Raw genomic sequence first — 17,449 nt, 5'->3', positions numbered from 1 at the left:
CGCCCCGCCGGTAGGCGTCACCGCCACGAGCCCGTTGGCGCGGAGGGTCGAGAGGAACAGCTCGAAATATTCCGACCGTGAGAGCGGCCGCTGCGTCACCACCGAGACCTTGCCCTGCACCGCCGAGTCTATGATGAACGTCCGGCCTGTGACTCGCGCCGCATCCTCGATGAAGGCGCGAATGTCGGCCTCGCGAAGGTTCAGCACATATTGCGACCAAGCGGGCGTCGCCGACACCGAAGCCAGCGCCAGAGCAAGCGCGATGCGGAGCCGCTTCATCGGTTCGGCCCCACGCGCAGCGGAATGACACGCCCATCGCGCTCGACCTGGACGGTGACTTCCTCGCTTCCGCCGAGCTGCTCGGCGAGGGCCCGCGCCTCGGCCGCCGAGCCGACCTGCCGGCCATTGACCGACAGGATCACATCTCCCGGCGCGAAACCCGCCGCGCGGAACGCGTCACCGCTGCCTCGCGGCTGGACGACGACGCCCGTCACCCGCCCGCCATTCATGCGCGGCTCAAAGCCGATCTGAGCAACCGCGGCCGGCGCCGCCGAAGGAGGAGCGGCTACCGTCGTCGCAACGTCATCAGGTCCCACGACAGTGGCCGGTGGCGACTGGTCGAGAAACATCTGCTCGGCGGTGCCGCCGCGCGAGATGGTGACGCTGTCGAAGTTGACGGCGAGCAGGGTGACGCCAGGCACGATCTCCTCGCCCACGGCGAAGCTCCGCTGCTCGCCGTCCGGCGTGCCGACGATCGCCGAGCCGCGCCCCGTCGCGCGGTTCTCGCGCACGCCGAACAGTTTGAGATCGAGTGAGGTCACGACCATCGGGCCACTATCGCCATTCAGCCGGAAGAAGGGATCGAAGTCGCCAAGAGCCGCTGCGCCTCGCGGCAGCGCTGGACGAAAGGCGCTTTCCGCTCGCCAATCCCCTACCGGCCCGACCGGAGTCAGCATGGTCCAGGCCAGCCGGGCGCCCTGAATCGCCAGCAGCGACAGGAGAACCAGCTCCATCGCCGTGTAAACCGAACTGCGCGGTACCCGCCGCAACAGGCGGCGGGCTCGCGGATCCAAAGCTAAACGCATTCCCCGACTCCACCCCTAGGCCCCTAAGAGCCTAGCATGACACAGCGATTGTGGAATTGTGACAGGAATCTGAAAGGGTGGAATCTGTCTGGATTTCCATCAGCGCCGGCTTATGCCGATCGGCATGGATACAGCCGACCAACTCTCCCGCACACCAGGCGTGCAGAGAGTCCCCTCACCCAAGCTCGACCTGTTCATCCGCAAGCGGTTCCTGGAGCCGGAAGAGTGCGCGCGGCTCGTCGCCCTCATCGACGCGGAGCGGCGGCCGTCCACCATCGCCGACGACAGCGGCGATGGGCTGTTCCGGACGAGCGAGACCTGCGACCTCGATTCGAGAGATCCCGATGTCGCCCGGGTGGAGGAGCGGGTCGCCGCCGCCACCGGTCTCGACCCGGCGCACGGCGAACCGGTCCAGGGCCAGCGCTACGCCGAGGGGCAGGAGTTCAAGGCGCATACTGACTATTTCGAACCGACCGGCGCCGATTTCGCGCGCTATTGCTCGGTCGCCGGACAGCGCACATGGACGGTGATGATCTATTTGAACGAGCCCGCAGCGGGCGGCGCGACCCGCTTCAAGACGATCGGCAAGACGGTGCAGCCGGAAATCGGCAAGCTCCTGGCCTGGAACAATCTGAGACCCGACGGCGGCGTCAACGTGAATACGCTTCATCACGGCATGAAGGTGCGCGTCGGCACGAAATACATCATCACGAAATGGTTTCGCGAACGGCCGTGGTGATAAAGGTTGGGGGGATAGAGGTTGGGGGGATAGAGGTTGGGCGGCGCCTCTAGGGAAGAGCGCCGCCCAGACCCTCTTCTTAGAACGTCACACCTAGACCCAGGCTGAACACGCGGCCGAGATCGTATGTATTCGTGTCGATGCGACTGCCGTTCAGCGTCTGGAATTCCTCGTAATTCTCGCCCGTGAGATTCCGCGCCTCGAACTTCAGCTCCATCTCCGTCCCCCAGAGGCTGATGCCTTCGCGGGCGACGAAGTCGAGGCGCAGGCCTGGCTCCTCGATCAGGTCCGGCTGGCCGGAAGGGCCGCGATTGGTCACGCGGCGGCTGGCATAGGTCAGCATCAACGTCTGCTGCGACAGGCGATCCTCGTTCTCGAGGCCGATCTGGAGGTTGGCGAGATGCCGCGACTGGCCGGTGAGGCGCGAGCCGTCGGTGAAGAGGTTCGTCGCCGGCACCGGCATGCCGCCGCTACCGATCGGGATCGTCGTGTCGTTGGGGCCGACCTTGATGTCGGAATCGGTAAACGTGTAGTTGCCGATCAGCACCAGCCGCCGCGCCGCGAAGAAGTCGCCGCCGACGAAATCCGCCAACGGGACATATTTCTGCACCTCTATCTCGCCGCCAACCAGGGTCGCCTCGGGCGCGTTGGCGAAGGTGGTGAAGAAGGTGCCGCCCTGCTCGAACGCCACCGCCTCGATCGGCCGGTCGATCTTCTTATAGAAGCCGGCCAGGCTGAGGCGCTGGTCGCGATCGAAATACCATTCGTAGCGGGCCTCGGCGTTCAAGAGCTCGCTGTCGGTCAGGAACTGGTTGCCGAAGAAGGTTCGGTCCGTTTCGGTGTCCAGATATTGCTGCGGCGCCAGCTCGCGGAACTGCGGCCGGGCGATGGTCTTCGACGCATGCAGGCGAAACTGCATGTCCTCGGCGAAATTCCAGGTCAGAGTCGCCGCCGGAAGCCAATAGATGTTCTCGACCTTCGTCGAGACGATATCGGCGCCGCCGAGGCCGAACAGGTCGATCGGCGTCACGCTCTGCAGACCGTCCTCGAAGCGGACGCCGGCCTGGAGCCTCAGGGTCGGCACCAGCTCGGCCTCCAGCTGCCCGTAGACGCCGAAGACTTCAAGGTCGGCTTCATAAGCGGCGACGCCGGCGGCGCTGGACACGTCGGTGAGGACGATGTCCCAGGTGTAGACGTTGTAGTCCGACAACAGATAGTCCGGCCGCTGTTGAGTCACCAGGAAAGGCAGCGCGTCGAGCGGCGTGTAGCGGAAATCGCGGCGCTCGGCCGAACGGTCGTTCTTGTAGTAGGAAAGCCCGCCCGAGGCGGTGATCGCCCGCTCGGTCGGCAGCTCATAGGCGAGGTCGGCCGAACCCGCATAAACATTGTCGCTAAGGTCGCTGAAGGCGATCCTGGCATATTCGCCGTTGGAGCGGAGATCGTTGACGAAATCGTTGGCGACACTGTTGAAGCGATAGCTGATCGTCCGCTCGTACGGCGACTCCCGCTGCGAATTGGCGTAGGTGGCGCGAATATCGAGGCTCACCGGGTCCCAATCGAACTCGCCCACCAACTGCGTGTCGATCAGCTGTCGCTCGAACCAGGCGGTGTTCCCGATATTGAGCAAGTCCTCGCCGACGTTGATCTGGTCCGTGCCGCTCTGGATGCGGGCTTCCTTGATCGTGTCGCGGATATAGAGGTTGGTCCAGCGAAGCTCATGCTCGCCGAATTCGAGGCCGAGGCCGAGCAGGCCGTTCACCACGATCCGGTTCTCGGTCGACAGGAAGCGGAAATCCTGGTCCGGCTTTAGTACCTCGGTACCGTCGTCGCCGATGGCGACGCCGCCGGCGAGCTGTTGCAGGCCGCCTTTGGTCTGCCAGCTATTGTCCCAGCCCGCGGCGGCGATGACGCCGAAGCGGCTCGCGCCGATATCCCAGCTCTTGCCCGCGCTGACATTCAGGCTGCCGTTGACGGGAACATCATTGTTGCGCTGGATGAGCGTGGTCGGGGCGTTCACCAGGCTGGCGGTGAAGCCCTTCACCTGCTCCTCGCTGAAATTGGGGCCGATGACGATCAGCTTGCCGCTGTTCATCGCCTCGGCGAGGCCGGCGGGAATGTCGCGCGTACCGTCATCGAAGCCGGTCCAGTCGGTGTCGCTGCCATAATAAGTGTAACCGAGCTCGCCGGTCGTCTCGGTGTCGAAGGCGAGGCTGCCTCCGATGGTGAGGTAGGCTTCGTCCGGCATCGACTTGGTGGTGAGATTGACGACGCCGCCGCCGAACTCGCCGGGATAATTAACCGAATAGCTCTTCTGAACGAGCGAGCTTGCGATCACGTCGGTCGGGAAGATATCGAGCGGCACGACGCGCCGCAGCGGCTCCGGCGATGGCAAGGGCAAGCCGTTGAGGAGGGCCAGCGAGTAACGCTCGCCCAGGCCGCGCACGTAGACGAAGCGGCCGCCGACGACGCTGAGGCCGGTGATCCGCTTGAGCGCGCCGGCGATGTCGCCTTCGCCCGTCCGCGCGATATCTTCGGTCGAAAGGACCGAGATCACCTCCGGCGTACGCCGGATCGCGTTGGGGATGTTGCGCCCGATGACGACGATGTCGGCCGCCGCGGGCGGCGCTCCGGGGCCGGAAATCTCGATCTCTTCCTCGACCGGCTCCACCGGCTGGGTTTCGGCGGCCGGCTCCGGCGCATCGGACGCCGTCTGCGCGAGCGCTGCCGGTGCGGTGAGGGCGGTGGACAGGAGAAGCAGGCTCCCGAAAGCGGCGATGTTCCTCATGGGCGATATTCCAGGATAAAAGGAGGGGCGACGGCCGAAGCCGCCGCCCGAAGTCATTTCGGCAAGGATCAGGCGTCCGTGCTGGGCACGGGTGCCGCGGTGCAGGCGGGCGAGATGGTGCCCAGCCCGCAGGTCCAGCCCTGCCACCAGGTGTCGTTCTGGTCGCGGACCGCGCCGATATAGTCGGTGTCGACGAAGAAGCTCCGCACGCTGCTCGCCGGAAAGGCCGTCACGGCATTCTCGTTGGTGCCGTTGATGAAGACGCTGACGAGCGAGGACGTGCCGTCCGAGACATTGTTCGTGCCGGCGCCGAAGATCTGTGCAACCTGGGCGGCGGTGACGTCCGTATCGTCGCGGAACGGCGCGTCCGGGCAGGAGAGGAACACCGACTCGAACCGAGGCGGCCCCTTCTCGTCCGGTCCGGCATTGGCGGCCTGGATCGTGGCGTTGCCGTCCAGGTCGAGGCAGACCGGAGCGCCGGTCACAACCGAGTTCAAGATGGTGAAGTCGGTGCCGCCACGCAGCAGGATCGAGTCCGGATTGTCGGCCGCGCCGCCGCTGACGAAGGTCGCGTTGGCGATCGCCGTGTCCTGACGCGGGATCGCATTCTCGTTGCCCGAGCTGTCGGCTTCGATGATGCGGTCGCCGCCGGTCGAGCGCTGGGCGACGATCGCAAACTGGATCGCGCCCTTGAAGCCGATGTCGGTGTCGATGCTGTCGTCGTCGATGCCGGTCAGCACCAGATGCTTCTGGTTGACGGTGCCGCCGAACCATTCGATGCCGTCGTCCGAGCTGTTGTGGACCTGGACATAGTCGATGGTCGTGCCGGCGCCGACGCCCGCCAGAGTGATGCCGTTCAGCTCATTGCCAGGCGAAACCTCGAAGCCCGGATAGCGGACCTGCACGTAGCGGATGCGGCCGCTATTGTCGTTGGCCGAGGCGCCGCCGAAAAAGGCGTCGCCCGAAGTGCCTTCGACCGCACCCTGACAGCCGACGCTGCCGCCGGGGACATTGCCGATGCAGTCGCTGATCGGCGCTCGGCCGAGGACGACGAGGCCGCCCCATTGGCCGATCGAATCGGCGCCGGACGTGCCTTCCACATTCTGGCGGCTGGTGAAGATGATCGGCTGGGTCGCCGTGCCTTCCGCGAAAAGCTGTGAGCCGCGGTTGACGAGCAGGAAGTCGGCGCCGGAGGACCCGAAGATCACCGTGCCCGGCTCGATGGTGAGGATGCCCTGCTGGCCGCCCGGCGCATTGCCGTCGCCGCCGACGTCGACGCCGACCGTAACCGCGCCCGACAGCGAGTAGATGACGCCCGGAAGGTTCGCGATCGTGCGGTTGCCGGTGATCGTGCCCGAGATCTGGCAGTTCCGAAGGTCGTTGATGACCCCGACATTGGCGGTGCCGGTGGGGCAGTCGTCGGCGGCGCCGCCTGGAGTCGGGGTGGGCGTCGGGGTCGGAGTGGGTGTGGGTGTCGGAGTCGGTGCCGGCGTGACGATCACGCCCTCGCCCGGCGATGCCACGTCGTCCGCGCCGCAGGCCGCGAGCGGGATGACCGTGCCGATGAGAAGTGCTTTGCGAAGAATAGACATTTTTGAGTTCCCCCTATTGGAGCCAGTGACGAGACTCGAAGCGCTGAATCGCGGCTCCGTTCTTCTGCTCGGGGAACTAGGGTCGTTTCATGATGGATATATTACAGAGCTTGGAATGACTGGAATGATCCACAATTATTACTTCAGACATACTAGTGTCATCATAGATGAGGTAAAGTGTAACCGATATGTAATATTCATTGACGACGGTTCGCTCGCGGCTCGACCTTGCCGGTTATCCTCCGGCCGCCACGCACGAAATCGATCTCGATTGTCTTGGCGCTGGCAAGCTCACCCGACAGCTCCAGAACCTTTTCCTCGCTGCGGAAGGCTTGGCCATTGACGCTGACGATCACGTCGCCGGGACGGAGGCCCGCGCGCTGGAAGATGGCGAGGCTGGCGCCGGGACGGATGGCGAAGCCCCTGATCCGTCCATCCTCCTCGAACGGCATCAGACCAGCGCGGAATTCCAGCGTCTCCCGCCCACGCCGCTCCGCCTCCGGCGTCTTCGCGGCCGCCACGGCGCCGGCGGCGGACGCGGCTTCACTGGCCGGCTTGTTGAATTCGAGCCGGCTCTCGCCCGAGGCTGTGGCGAGGATGACGTGGCGCAGCGCCACTTCCTTCAACGTCACGCCGGGCAGGAACTCACGCCCGACCGGCACCGAACGCTGGTTGCCGTCCGGGAATCCGATGATCGCCGCCCCGCCGCCGAGAACCCCACGCAGCACCAGGCCCGACAGGGTTGCCGCCGGCGCAGCACGGGACGGTGGCGAGGGGATGGCTGGCGTGGGTGCAGCGGGAGGGTGAAAGGCGGGGACCGGGCCTCGAGCCGCTTCGCCGGCGCGCTCGCCCCCCGGTTCAACACCTTCTGGAAGAAGGAGGTAGAGGAGGAAAGCGGCCAGCGCCGCGGCGCCGACGACCAGGAAACGGCGCTCCCGCGGATTGAGAGCGGCGAAGCGAATGGCGATCTGTCCCATGAGATTCGAATAGGACGGCCCTGTGACAGGCCAATGACCGGTTCTAGCTGGCGATCAGCAACCAGATCGGCCAGGCGGCGATGGCCATCAGCGTGCCGAGCGGCAGCCGGTCGGTTCCCGTCACTTTGTGTCCTCTGAGCCAGTGGGTCAGCACGGCGGCGAGGCCGAACAGGCCCGCACCGAGTAGCACGATGGGAAGCTGCTGCCATCCCAGCCAGGCGCCGATCGCGGCCAGCAGCTTTGGGTCGCCGCCGCCCAGGCCCTCCCAGCCCCTCAGGCGCTTGTAGACAATTGCGACGAGCCAGAGGATCAGGAAGCCCATCGCCGCGCCGATCACCCGATCCGGCAGCGCCGGACCGATACCGAGCCAGGCGACGGCCCAGCCTACGGGAATGAGCGGTAAGGTGAGTCGGTCGGGCAGCCATTGATATTCAAGGTCGAGGAGCGCGATCAGCAGCAGCCACCAGCCGAGCAAGGCTGTGGCGAGGGCGAGGGCGAGCGGATGCGCCAGCGCGGCGACCAAGCCGATTGCGGCGGAGGCGACTTCGACCGTGACGTGGCGGCCATCGATCGGCGCGCCGCAACGCCGGCACCTTCCCCGCTGGAGATAGTAGGATAGAATCGGCATCAGCTCGCCCGGTCTCAGCGCTTCCCCGCAACTGTCGCAGCGTGAGCGGCCGCCAAGGGCTGACCGACCTTCAGGCCAGCGCATCAGGATGACGGCGAGGAAGCTGCCGGCGATGGCGCCGAGCACCAGGCCGGCCAGCGCCGTCAGCAGCGGGCTCAACCCGCCGCGGCGAGCGTGCGCCGTGCCTGGACGAGATGGGGCCAGTCGATCATCCTGCCGTCGAGCGACAGGGCGCCGGCGCCGGGGTTCGCCTCGAAGGCCGCCACGACCGCGCGGGCATGGGCGATCTCCGCGTCCGACGGCGTGAAGGCGTCATTGATCACCGGCACCTGCGCCGGGTGGATCGCCATCATGCCGCTAAAGCCGTCCCGCCGCGCCCGGGCGGCATAAGCGGCGAGCCCTTCCAGATCGCGAAAGGCAGGATAGACGGTCTCGATCGGCGCCACCCCCGCCGCTGCCGCGCCGAACAGGCAGAGCGAGCGCGCCAGCTCATAAGGCGGCGTATAGCGCCCGTCCTCCTCACGCGATGTCGCCGCGCCGATCGCGGCGGGCAAGTCCTCCGCTCCCCAGGTGAGGCCGGCGAGGTGGTTCTGGCCGCCATAGCTGCCGAGCTGAAACATGGCCGCCGGCGTTTCCGTGGCGATGGCGAGGATCTGCGCGCTCGCATTGCCACGCTCCAGGAGCCGCCGCGCCAGCTCGGCCACTGACGTGCCCCCCTCCGCCTTGGGAAGCACGATACCGTCTGGGCGGCCGGGCAGTATGGCATCGAGATCCTTCTCCGCCTCGCCCCCATCCAGCGGGTTGATCCGCACCCACAGCGCGGCGGAAGCATTGGCCTCCAGAAAGGCCGCGACTGCCTTGCGCGCCTCCGGCTTCGCCTCCGAAGCCACCGCATCCTCCAGATCGAGGATCAGCGCGTCGGCGCCCGAGTGGAGCGCCTTCTCCATCCGGTCCGGCCGGTCTCCCGGCACGAAGAGGAGCGAGCGCAATTTCATAAATCCTCCCCGGCACGGGGAGGGGGACCGGCCGTAGGCTGGTGGAGGGGCCCCGGAGACCCACTGTGCGCACGAGGAGCCCCCTCCACCATGCTTCGCATGGTCCCCCTCCCCGTTCCGGGGAGGATCATGAGGGCCGCCTTTGCATCAGCGCCGTGCGTTCACAGACACAGACGATTTCGCCCTGCTGGTTCAGCATCCGGTGCTCGAAGGTGACGATCCCCGCCTCCGGCCGCGATTTGGAGTCCTTCAGCGCGATCGCTTCGGTCTCCGCGCGCAGCGTATCGCCGATGAAAACGGGCTTCGGCATCCGCACCTTGTCATATCCCAGATTGGCGACCAGCGTCCCCAGCGTGGTGTCCCCCACCGACAGGCCCACCATCAGCGCGAAGGTGAAGGTGCCGTTGACGACGATCCGCCCGAACTCCGTCGCGGCGGCATAGTCGGCGTCGAGGTGCAGCGGCTGCGGATTATGGGTGAGCGCGGAGATGAGAAGATTGTCCGTCTCCGTCACCGTGCGATGCGGCTGATGCGCGATGCGGTCGCCAATGCGCCACTCATCATAATAGCGGCCGGGCATTAGCGCGCCTCCGATAAAGGGGGGAGTCCGTTCGTCCCGAGCGCAGTCGAGGGGCGTGTGTGATCAGTCTCTGCCAGGGCCCCTCGGCTGCGCTCGGGACGAACGGGAACTTGGTTCATTTCTCGCCCTTCTCAATCCGCGCCAGCACCGTCCCCTCCGCCACCTGCGCGCCCTCGGCCGCGTTCAGCTCGGCGACAATGCCATCGAAAGGCGCCGTGAGGCTATGCTCCATCTTCATCGCCTCCAAGGTGACCAACTTCTGCCCCTTGGCAACCTTGTCTCCCTGCCGCGCGTCGACAGCGATCACGCGGCCCGGCATCGGCGAAATGAGCGCGCCGTCGGAGGCCGTGCCCTCCCCTGCCCCGCCGCCCATGCCGGGCAGCGTGAAGGCGAAGGCCTGGCCTTCCGCGAAAACCAGCATGGTATCGCCGTTCGCGGTGGCGACGCCGGCCAGCTCCCGGTCGTCGCCGACCTCGATCGTTCGCGTCTCGCCGCCGTGCCGCAGCGCCACGCGCAAGTCCGCGCCGCCATTGGCCCTGAACCCCTGCAAGGCGCGCCACGGATCGCTAGCATCGGACCGGCCGCCGAAATCCGAAGCCAGCATGGCTTCGGCGGCGAGGTTCCAGACGGCGTCCGCGGGCGTCGCGTCGGGAACCAGGCTGTCGATCTTCGATGGAATGAACGCTGTATCGACCTCACCCGCGCGGAAATCGGGATCGGCGGCGGCGCGAGATAGGAAGGCGGCATTGGTCTTCACCGGCCAGACTTCGACCTGCTCCAAGGTATCGACCAGCGCCTCGATCGCCTCGTCGCGCGTGCGGCCGTGGGCGATCAGCTTGGCGATCATCGGGTCGTAATAGGGGCTGATCCGGTCGCTTTCCTCGACGCCCGTATCGACGCGGATACGCCCGCCGAGCACAAAATGATCGAGCCGTCCGGTCGAGGGCAGAAACTCCTGCGCCGGATCCTCGGCGTAAAGCCGCGCCTCCATCGCCCAGCCGTTGATGCTAAGCTCCTCCTGCCGCTTGGGCAGCTTCTCGGCCGACGCGACGCGGAGCTGCCATTCGACCAGGTCCTGGCCGGTAATCTCCTCGGTCACCGGATGCTCGACCTGGAGCCGCGTGTTCATCTCCATGAACCAGATGCGGTCGGCGCGAAGCCCTTCGGACGCATCGGCGATGAACTCGATCGTCCCCGCCCCGACATAATCGACCGCCCGCGCCGCCTTCACCGCCGCCTCGCAGACCGCCGCGCGCGTCGCCTCGTCCATGCCCGGCGCCGGCGCTTCCTCGATCACCTTCTGGTGCCGTCGCTGCAGCGAGCAGTCGCGCTCGAACAGGTGGACGATGTTGCCGTGCGCGTCGCCGAATACCTGCACCTCGATATGGCGCGGGCGCTCTATATATTTCTCGATCAGCACCCGATCGTCGCCGAAGGAAGCCGCCGCCTCGCGCTTGCAGCTCGTGAGCATGTCGGCAAATTCGGACGCGGCGTTCACCCGCCGCATCCCCTTGCCGCCGCCGCCCGCCACAGCCTTGATGAGCACCGGATATCCGATCGCGTCGGCCTCCGCCTTTAGCCGCTCCGGCGCCTGATCCTCACCCAGATATCCGGGCGTCGTCGGCACCCCCGCCTCGTCCATCAACTTCTTGGCCGCATCCTTCAGCCCCATCGCCCGGATGCTGGCCGGGCTCGGCCCCACCCAGACCAGCCCCGCCGCCATAACCGCCTCGGCGAACTCGGCATTTTCCGACAAAAACCCATAACCCGGATGAACCGCCTCCGCCCCCGCGGCCCTGGCGGCGACCAGTATCTTCTCCCCCACTAGATAGCTCTCGCGCGCCGGCGATGCCCCGATATGGACCGCCTCATCCGCCTCCCGCACATGCAGCGCATGCCGGTCTGCGTCGGAGAAGACGGCGACGGTGCGGATGCCGAGCCGGCGCGCGGTGCGGATGATCCGACACGCGATTTCGCCCCGGTTGGCGATGAGAAGGGAGGAGATCATCTATTCGGCCTTAGGAAAGGGTCTTGGCCCTCATCAAAATAGGGTTCGCTGAAAGTCATGCGAAAATCCAGGAAACGATCGGGAAACCGTTGCTGCATTTCCTTCATCATACCGACGACCATGAGGTAACGCTGGCCGAACCCTTGATGAGACAGATCCGCGTTTTCCCAAATTACACGAAACGGGCCGCAAGTTTCGGGAATGATAGAAGCGAGCATTTCATCCAATGCATCCAAATTGGAACCATACCATTCTATGCCGGTCTGCTGCTTGATCTCCTGATGAAAGAGGTCCTCACTCTGAACCCGCTCTCCATCGAGACATAAAGTGAAGATCGCGTCGCTCACATTCTAAATAACCCGAACTGCGCCCGCTCCGAGATTGGCGCGTTCAAGGTTGCAGCGAACGCTAAGCCCAGCACATCCCGCGTTTGAGCTGGATCGATGATGCCGTCATCCCACAGCCGCGCGGTCGCGTGATAGGGGTTGCCCTCGTCTTCGTAGCGCTGGCGGATCGGCTCCTTGAACGCCTCTGCCTCCTCGGGCGTCCAAGTCTCAGCGTCCTTGTGGACCGTCGCCAGCACGCTCGCGGCCTGTTCGCCGCCCATGACGGAGATGCGCGAGTTGGGCCAGGTGAACAGGAAGCGGGGGGAGTAAGCCCGCCCGCACATGCCGTAATTGCCGGCGCCGAAGCTGCCGCCGATCAGCAATGTGATCTTCGGCACTTGCGCGGTCGCGACCGCCGTCACCAGCTTGGCGCCGTTCTTGGCGATCCCCTCCGCCTCATATTTGCCGCCGACCATGAAGCCGGAGATGTTCTGGAGGAAGAGCAAGGGCGTCCGGCGCTGGCAGGCGAGCTCGATGAAATGCGCGCCCTTCAAGGCACTCTCGCTGAACAATATGCCGTTGTTCGCCAGGATCGCCACTGGCATGCCCCAGATGCGGGCGAAGCCGCAAACCAGGGTGGTGCCGTAGAGCGCCTTGAACTCGTGGAACTCCGATCCGTCGACGATGCGGCCGATCACCTCGTGCACATCGTAAGGCGTGCGCACGTCGTCCGGGATGATGCCGTAAAGTTCCTCCGGATCGAGCTTCGGCTCAACCGGCTCGGCGATGTCGAGATCGGCGGCCTTCACCGTGTTCAGCCGCGCGACGATATCGCGAACGATCGCCAGCGCATGATCGTCATTCTCCGCGACATGATCGACGACGCCGGATTTCCTCCCATGCAGATCGCCGCCACCCAGATCCTCGGCGCTGATGACCTCCCCCGTCGCCGCCTTCACCAAGGGTGGGCCGGCGAGGAAGATCGTGCCCTGGTTGCGCACGATCACGCTCTCGTCCGACATGGCCGGCACATAGGCGCCGCCGGCGGTGCAGCTTCCCATCACACAGGCGATCTGCGCGATCCCTTGTGCGCTCATCTGCGCCTGATTGTAGAAGATGCGGCCGAAATGCTCGCGGTCCGGAAAAACCTCGGCCTGGTGCGGCAGGTTGGCGCCGCCTGAATCCACCAGATAGACGCAGGGCAGCCGGTTCTGCATCGCGATCTCCTGGGCGCGGAGATGCTTCTTCACCGTCATCGGAAAATAGGCGCCGCCCTTCACCGTCGGATCGTTGGCGACGATCATCACCTCGCGGCCCGACACGCGTCCGATGCCGCAGATCATCCCCGCGCCGGGAGCCTCGCCTTTGTACATGTCGCAGGCGGCGAGCTGGCCGATCTCGAGGAAGGGTGAGCCCGGATCGAGCAGCCGATACACCCGGTCGCGCGGCAGCAGCTTGCCCCGCGCCACATGCCGCTCGCGATGCTTTTCCGCCCCGCCGAGCGCCGATTGCGCCACCTTGTCGCGCAACGCCCCCGCCAGCGCCCGATTGTGCGCAGCATAGGTGCGGTAAGTGTCTGATCCATCGTCGATCTTGCTGACGATCGCGCTCACGCCCCCGCCTCCACCGGCCGCTTGCGGATGAGGTAGCGGTAGATGCCGAGCAGGTTGATGCCGAACAGCACGATATTCTGCGTCAAGAGCCCCCCTTCCTCGTCCATCAGCCCATAGCCGATCCAGGCGACGCTGGCGAAGGCGAACAGTACGAACCCCCACCCCGTCACGCGCCGCCCGAAATCGAGCGAGATCATGAAGGCGGCGATGATGCCCCCGATTGTAGCGAACCATTCGAGCGCGGGGATCATGCGTTCACCGCAGTCGAAACCCACATCGTAATACCGGCGAAAGCCGGGATCCAAGAACATCGTTGTTCGCGATGAAGCGGGGACGTCGGAGCTCTTCTAATCGGCGCCGAGTTCTTGGGTCCCGGCCTCCGCCAGGATGACGAGAGGAGCGTGCTCATGCCCCGATCAGTTCCCGCCCGATCAGCATCCGCCTGATCTCGTTCGTCCCCGCGCCGATGTCGAGCAATTTGGCGTCGCGGGCATAGCGCTCCACCGGCCAGTCCTTGGTGTAGCCCGCCCCGCCCAGAGCCTGGATCGCCTCCAGGCTGGTGCGCACCGCATTCTCCGACGCCAGCAATATCGCCCCCGCCGCATCGAAGCGCGTCGTCTTGCCCGCGTCGCACGCCCTGGCCACGGCATAGACGTAAGCCCGCGCCGAATTCAGCGCGACATACATGTCCGCCACCTTGGCCTGGATCAACTGGAAGCTGCCGATCGGCGTCCCGAACTGCTTCCTCTCCCGCACATAGGGAATGACCACATCAAGGCACGCCTGCATGATGCCGAGCTGGATGCCGGCGAGCACGGTGCGCTCATAGTCGAGCCCCGACATCAGCACCCCGACGCCGCCATTTTCCGGCCCCATCACCTGGCTCTCGGCCACCTCGCAGTCGTTGAAGACCAGCTCCCCGGTCGGGCTCCCCCGCATCCCCATCTTGTCGATCTTCTGCCCTACCGAGAAGCCCGGCATGTCCTTCTCGATGATGAAGGTGGTGATGCCCCGGCTCCCCTCGCCGGTCTTCGCATAGACGACGAGCGTGTCGGCATAGGCCGCATTGGTAATCCAGAATTTGCTGCCGTTGAGAACGTAGCCGTCACCCTTCCTGTCGGCGCGAAGCTTCATGCCGACCACGTCCGAGCCCGCCCCCGCTTCCGACATCGCCAAGGCGCCGACATGCTCGCCGCTGATGAGCTTGGGGAGGTATTTCGCCTTCTGCTCCGCATTCGCCCAGCGCCGTATCTGGTTCACGCAAAGGTTCGAATGCGCACCGTAGGAAAGGCCGATCGAGGCCGACGCCCGCGCCACTTCCGCCTGCGCCACGACATGCTCCAGATAACCGAGCCCGAGCCCGCCATCTTCTTCCGCCACCGTGATGCCGTGGAGCCCGAGCGCCCCCATTTCGGGCCACAGCTCCCTGGGAAACCAGTCCTCCTCGTCGATCCGGGCGGCGAGCGGCGCGATCTTGTCGGCGGCGAAGCGGCGCGTGGTCTCGCGGATGGTGTCGGCCATCTCGCCCAATGCGAAATCGAGCCCGAGTTCGGACATGTTGGGTCTCCTGTTCGGCCCCGGCCCTAGCAGAGCCTTCGCGATTTGAACAAGCATGCGCCCGCGCCTATGTGCAGCGCACAACATTCCCGTTCGTCTGGGCGGTAGTTGGAAAGGCGATGCACAGTTCCGTTCGTCCCGAGCATAGTCGAGGGCGCCCGTGATGAGTCAGTGCCGCGCCCCCTCGACTACGCTCGGGACGAACGATGCTTAGGAGCTCGACCACACCATGACCACCACCGCCGACCCGATCGTCATCCTCTCCTATGCCCGCACGCCGATGGGCGGCTTCCAGGGCGCACTCGCCGGCGCCAGCGCCACCCAATTGGGCGCCACAGCCGTCAGGGCCGCGGTCGAGCGCGCTGGCGTTTCCCCCGACGATATCGACCGCTGCTACATGGGCTGTGTCCTCCCCGCCGGTCTCGGCCAGGCCCCCGCCCGCCAGGCCGCGCTCGGCGCCGGCCTCCCCAAATCGACCGAGGCGGTGACGATCAACAAGATGTGCGGCTCCGGCATGAAGGCGGCGATGATGGCCGCCGACAGCCTCGCCGCCGGCAGCGCCGACGTCATCGTCGCGGGCGGCATGGAGTCGATGTCCAACGCCCCCTATCTCATGAAGAAGCACCGCGCCGGCGCCCGCATCGGCCACGACACCGCGTACGATCACATGATGCTCGACGGCCTAGAGGACGCCTATGAGCCCGGCCGCGCCATGGGCACCTTCGCCGAGGCGACCGCCTGCGACTATCAGCTCACTCGCCAGGCGCAGGACGATTACGCCATCGAATCCCTCACCCGCGCCCAGGCGGCGCAGAAGAGCGGCTGGTTCGACAAGGAGATCGTCCCCGTCGAGGTCAAGACCCGCAAGGGCGCCGAGACGGTCGACAAGGACGAGCAGCCGCTGAAGGGCGACGCTTCCAAAATCCCTGGCCTCCGCCCCGCTTTCTCGAAGGACGGCACCATCACCGCCGCCAACGCCAGCTCCATCTCCGACGGCGCCGCCGCCTTGGTCATGACCCGCGCCTCCACCGCCGAGGCCAAGGGCCTCAAAGCCGTCGCCCGCGTCGTCGCCCACACTGCCCACGCCCGCGAGCCGGCCCAGTTCACCACCGCCCCCATCGGCGCGATCGAGCGCCTGCTCGAAAAGACCGGCTGGAAGATCGCCGATGTCGACCTGTTCGAGATCAACGAGGCCTTCGCCTGCGTCACCATGTTCGCGATGAAGGACCTCGGCATCCCGCACGACAAGGTCAACATCCACGGCGGCGCCACCGCCATGGGCCACCCGATCGGCGCGAGCGGCGCCCGCATCATGGCCACCCTCATCGCCGCCCTCGAACGCACCGGCGGCAAGCGCGGTATCGCCAGCCTCTGCATCGGCGGCGGCGAAGCGACGGCCATGGCGGTGGAGTTGGTGGACTAATCACCCCGCGCCTCTTGCCCGCCTTCGCTCCGGCCCCATGGGCGCGTTGATGTTCGCCCTCGCCAGATTCAGCGCCTCTTTCGGCGAGTGCAACGCCTGGTCCGCGACGAAGACGAAGCTGCCCAATTCGGTCACACCATATAGCTTCTCGGCGAATTGCATCGGCAGGCGGATGCAGCCGTGGGAGGCGGGATAGCCCGGCACCCTGCCGCCGTGGAACGCGACGCCATACCAGTTCAGCCGCTGCATGTACGGCATCGGCGCGTTCTCGTAGCGGTTGGAGCGGTGGACCTTGCGCTTCTGCAGAATCTCGAACCGGCCGACCGGAGATTCATATCCGCGCCGGCCGCTGGAGACGGTTGACGTGCCGATCAGCGTTCCGGAGCGGAAGACCCAGGCGCGCTGTGAAGCGAGGCTGACGACGATCTCAACCAGGCCGGCTGGCGCCCTTTCCGGCAGCCATACAAACTGCCCTGGTGCCAGATCATGGACGGGCGCCTCGACGCGGGCCGATTTCTCCAGGAGCGAGCAGGCCGAGGCGAGGACGAGCGTCAGGAGGATGGCGACCCAGCGCCCGTGGAATACGATTCTGCCGACCATCAATCTGCTCCAGCAGCCTGCGGCCAATGCGTGCCATTGCGGCCCCGCAACGCCAATGCCCATTGCAAGGAAAGCGCGGCGAGCCGAAACACATACAGGTTCGGCAAGCGTTCAGCGTCCTTCCTGTAGCCAGGCGGAAAGCGCAGCCACCATGTCAGGGCCTAGATCGCCGTGAATGACGTGCATCAGATTCGTTACCCAGAGCGGATGACCTCCGCCCTGATCGCCGCGGCCCTCCACGCACTGATCGGATACGCCTTCCTCACAGGTCTCGCTTTCGAAGTCACCCGTGCCTCCAGCGACAGCCTCAAACTGTTCGACGTGGCGGCCCCGCCGCCGGCCCTCGAAGATGCGCAGCCCGCCGCAGCGCGCACTTCGGACCCCGAGGGCGCGGCCGCTCGGCCGAATCTGAAGGCCGATCCCACCCCGATCGTCGCGCCAAAACCCGAGATCGTCCTTTCCGTTCGTCCGCCGATCGTCGCCGCCCCTGTAGCAGGCCTTGGCAACGCGGCTTCCGCCGGCGCGTCCGACAGGCCCGGCC

15 protein-coding genes and 2 pseudogenes are annotated in these 17,449 nt (G+C 66.0%); 3 read left to right on the top strand and 14 right to left on the bottom strand.

Translation table 11 applies throughout. The features are described from left to right. A pseudogene (locus VIR62_RS11435) lies at positions 1-279 on the bottom strand (type II secretion system secretin GspD); the annotation flags it as partial. Next, positions 276-1,085 carry a type II secretion system protein N gene (locus VIR62_RS11430; RefSeq protein ID WP_431871381.1) on the bottom strand — a complete coding sequence of 270 codons (810 nt, stop codon included), beginning with the start codon at positions 1,083-1,085 and terminating at the stop codon, positions 276-278. The gene VIR62_RS11430 and the pseudogene VIR62_RS11435, both read right to left, overlap by 4 nt. Positions 1,086-1,209: 124 nt before the next feature. On the opposite strand from VIR62_RS11430, the gene VIR62_RS11425 reads away from it, so the two are divergent. Then, the gene (locus tag VIR62_RS11425) at positions 1,210-1,824 is read left to right on the top strand and encodes a prolyl hydroxylase family protein (protein WP_431871380.1); all 615 of its coding nucleotides are present in this window, start codon (positions 1,210-1,212) and stop codon (positions 1,822-1,824) included. A gap of 79 nt (positions 1,825-1,903) precedes the next feature. On the opposite strand, the gene VIR62_RS11420 is transcribed toward VIR62_RS11425, so the two are convergent. The 11 genes from VIR62_RS11420 to VIR62_RS11370 form a co-directional block, all read right to left on the bottom strand. Next, entirely contained in the window at positions 1,904-4,609 is a 2,706-nt protein-coding gene (locus VIR62_RS11420; protein ID WP_431871378.1) for a TonB-dependent receptor domain-containing protein, read from the bottom strand. Between the two features lie 68 nt (positions 4,610-4,677). Next, a complete protein-coding gene (locus VIR62_RS11415) occupies positions 4,678-6,201 on the bottom strand; it encodes a hypothetical protein (RefSeq protein ID WP_431871376.1) in 1,524 nt (507 codons plus the stop codon). Between the two features lie 197 nt (positions 6,202-6,398). Next, a complete protein-coding gene (locus VIR62_RS11410; RefSeq protein ID WP_431871374.1) occupies positions 6,399-7,178 on the bottom strand; it encodes a PDZ domain-containing protein in 780 nt (259 codons plus the stop codon). Positions 7,179-7,221: 43 nt separating this feature from the next. Continuing rightward, on the bottom strand, positions 7,222-7,965 hold the full coding sequence (locus tag VIR62_RS11405) for a prepilin peptidase (RefSeq protein WP_431871371.1): 744 nt from the start codon (positions 7,963-7,965) through the stop codon (positions 7,222-7,224). Then, a complete protein-coding gene (locus VIR62_RS11400) occupies positions 7,962-8,801 on the bottom strand; it encodes an HpcH/HpaI aldolase/citrate lyase family protein (protein WP_431871369.1) in 840 nt (279 codons plus the stop codon). The genes VIR62_RS11405 and VIR62_RS11400 overlap by 4 nt, the downstream gene beginning before the upstream one ends. Before the next feature lie 127 nt (positions 8,802-8,928). Continuing rightward, positions 8,929-9,381: a MaoC family dehydratase gene (locus VIR62_RS11395; RefSeq protein WP_431871367.1), complete on the bottom strand. Its 453-nt coding sequence runs from the start codon at positions 9,379-9,381 to the stop codon at positions 8,929-8,931. A gap of 115 nt (positions 9,382-9,496) precedes the next feature. After that, complete coding sequence (locus VIR62_RS11390) at positions 9,497-11,389, bottom strand: acetyl/propionyl/methylcrotonyl-CoA carboxylase subunit alpha (protein WP_431871365.1); 1,893 nt, start codon at positions 11,387-11,389, stop codon at positions 9,497-9,499. Beyond that, entirely contained in the window at positions 11,386-11,736 is a 351-nt protein-coding gene (locus tag VIR62_RS11385) for a barstar family protein (protein ID WP_431871363.1), read from the bottom strand. The genes VIR62_RS11390 and VIR62_RS11385 overlap by 4 nt, the downstream gene beginning before the upstream one ends. Next, positions 11,733-13,328 carry a carboxyl transferase domain-containing protein gene (locus VIR62_RS11380; RefSeq protein WP_431871361.1) on the bottom strand — a complete coding sequence of 532 codons (1,596 nt, stop codon included), beginning with the start codon at positions 13,326-13,328 and terminating at the stop codon, positions 11,733-11,735. Before VIR62_RS11380 ends, VIR62_RS11385 begins: the two co-directional genes overlap by 4 nt. Then, positions 13,325-13,639 (bottom strand): hypothetical protein, encoded by a 315-nt coding sequence (locus tag VIR62_RS11375; protein ID WP_431871360.1) that lies wholly within the window; start codon positions 13,637-13,639, stop codon positions 13,325-13,327. Before VIR62_RS11375 ends, VIR62_RS11380 begins: the two co-directional genes overlap by 4 nt. A gap of 94 nt (positions 13,640-13,733) precedes the next feature. Beyond that, positions 13,734-14,885 carry an isovaleryl-CoA dehydrogenase gene (locus tag VIR62_RS11370; RefSeq protein ID WP_431871358.1) on the bottom strand — a complete coding sequence of 384 codons (1,152 nt, stop codon included), beginning with the start codon at positions 14,883-14,885 and terminating at the stop codon, positions 13,734-13,736. A gap of 229 nt (positions 14,886-15,114) precedes the next feature. On the opposite strand from VIR62_RS11370, the gene VIR62_RS11365 reads away from it, so the two are divergent. Beyond that, complete coding sequence (locus tag VIR62_RS11365; RefSeq protein ID WP_431871357.1) at positions 15,115-16,308, top strand: acetyl-CoA C-acyltransferase; 1,194 nt, start codon at positions 15,115-15,117, stop codon at positions 16,306-16,308. Here VIR62_RS11365 and VIR62_RS11360 read toward each other — a convergent pair whose 3' ends face one another. After that, entirely contained in the window at positions 16,309-16,908 is a 600-nt protein-coding gene (locus VIR62_RS11360; protein WP_431871356.1) for a L,D-transpeptidase family protein, read from the bottom strand. 207 nt (positions 16,909-17,115) lie between these two features. Here VIR62_RS11360 and VIR62_RS11355 point away from each other — a divergent pair. Further along, a pseudogene (locus tag VIR62_RS11355) lies at positions 17,116-17,449 on the top strand (energy transducer TonB); the annotation flags it as partial.

Origin of the sequence: Allosphingosinicella sp. (assembly GCF_036570505.1) — a bacterium.
Lineage (GTDB): Bacteria > Pseudomonadota > Alphaproteobacteria > Sphingomonadales > Sphingomonadaceae > Allosphingosinicella.
Note: the sequence above shows the minus strand (reverse complement) of the source record. Positions and strands in the feature narration are given on the sequence as shown.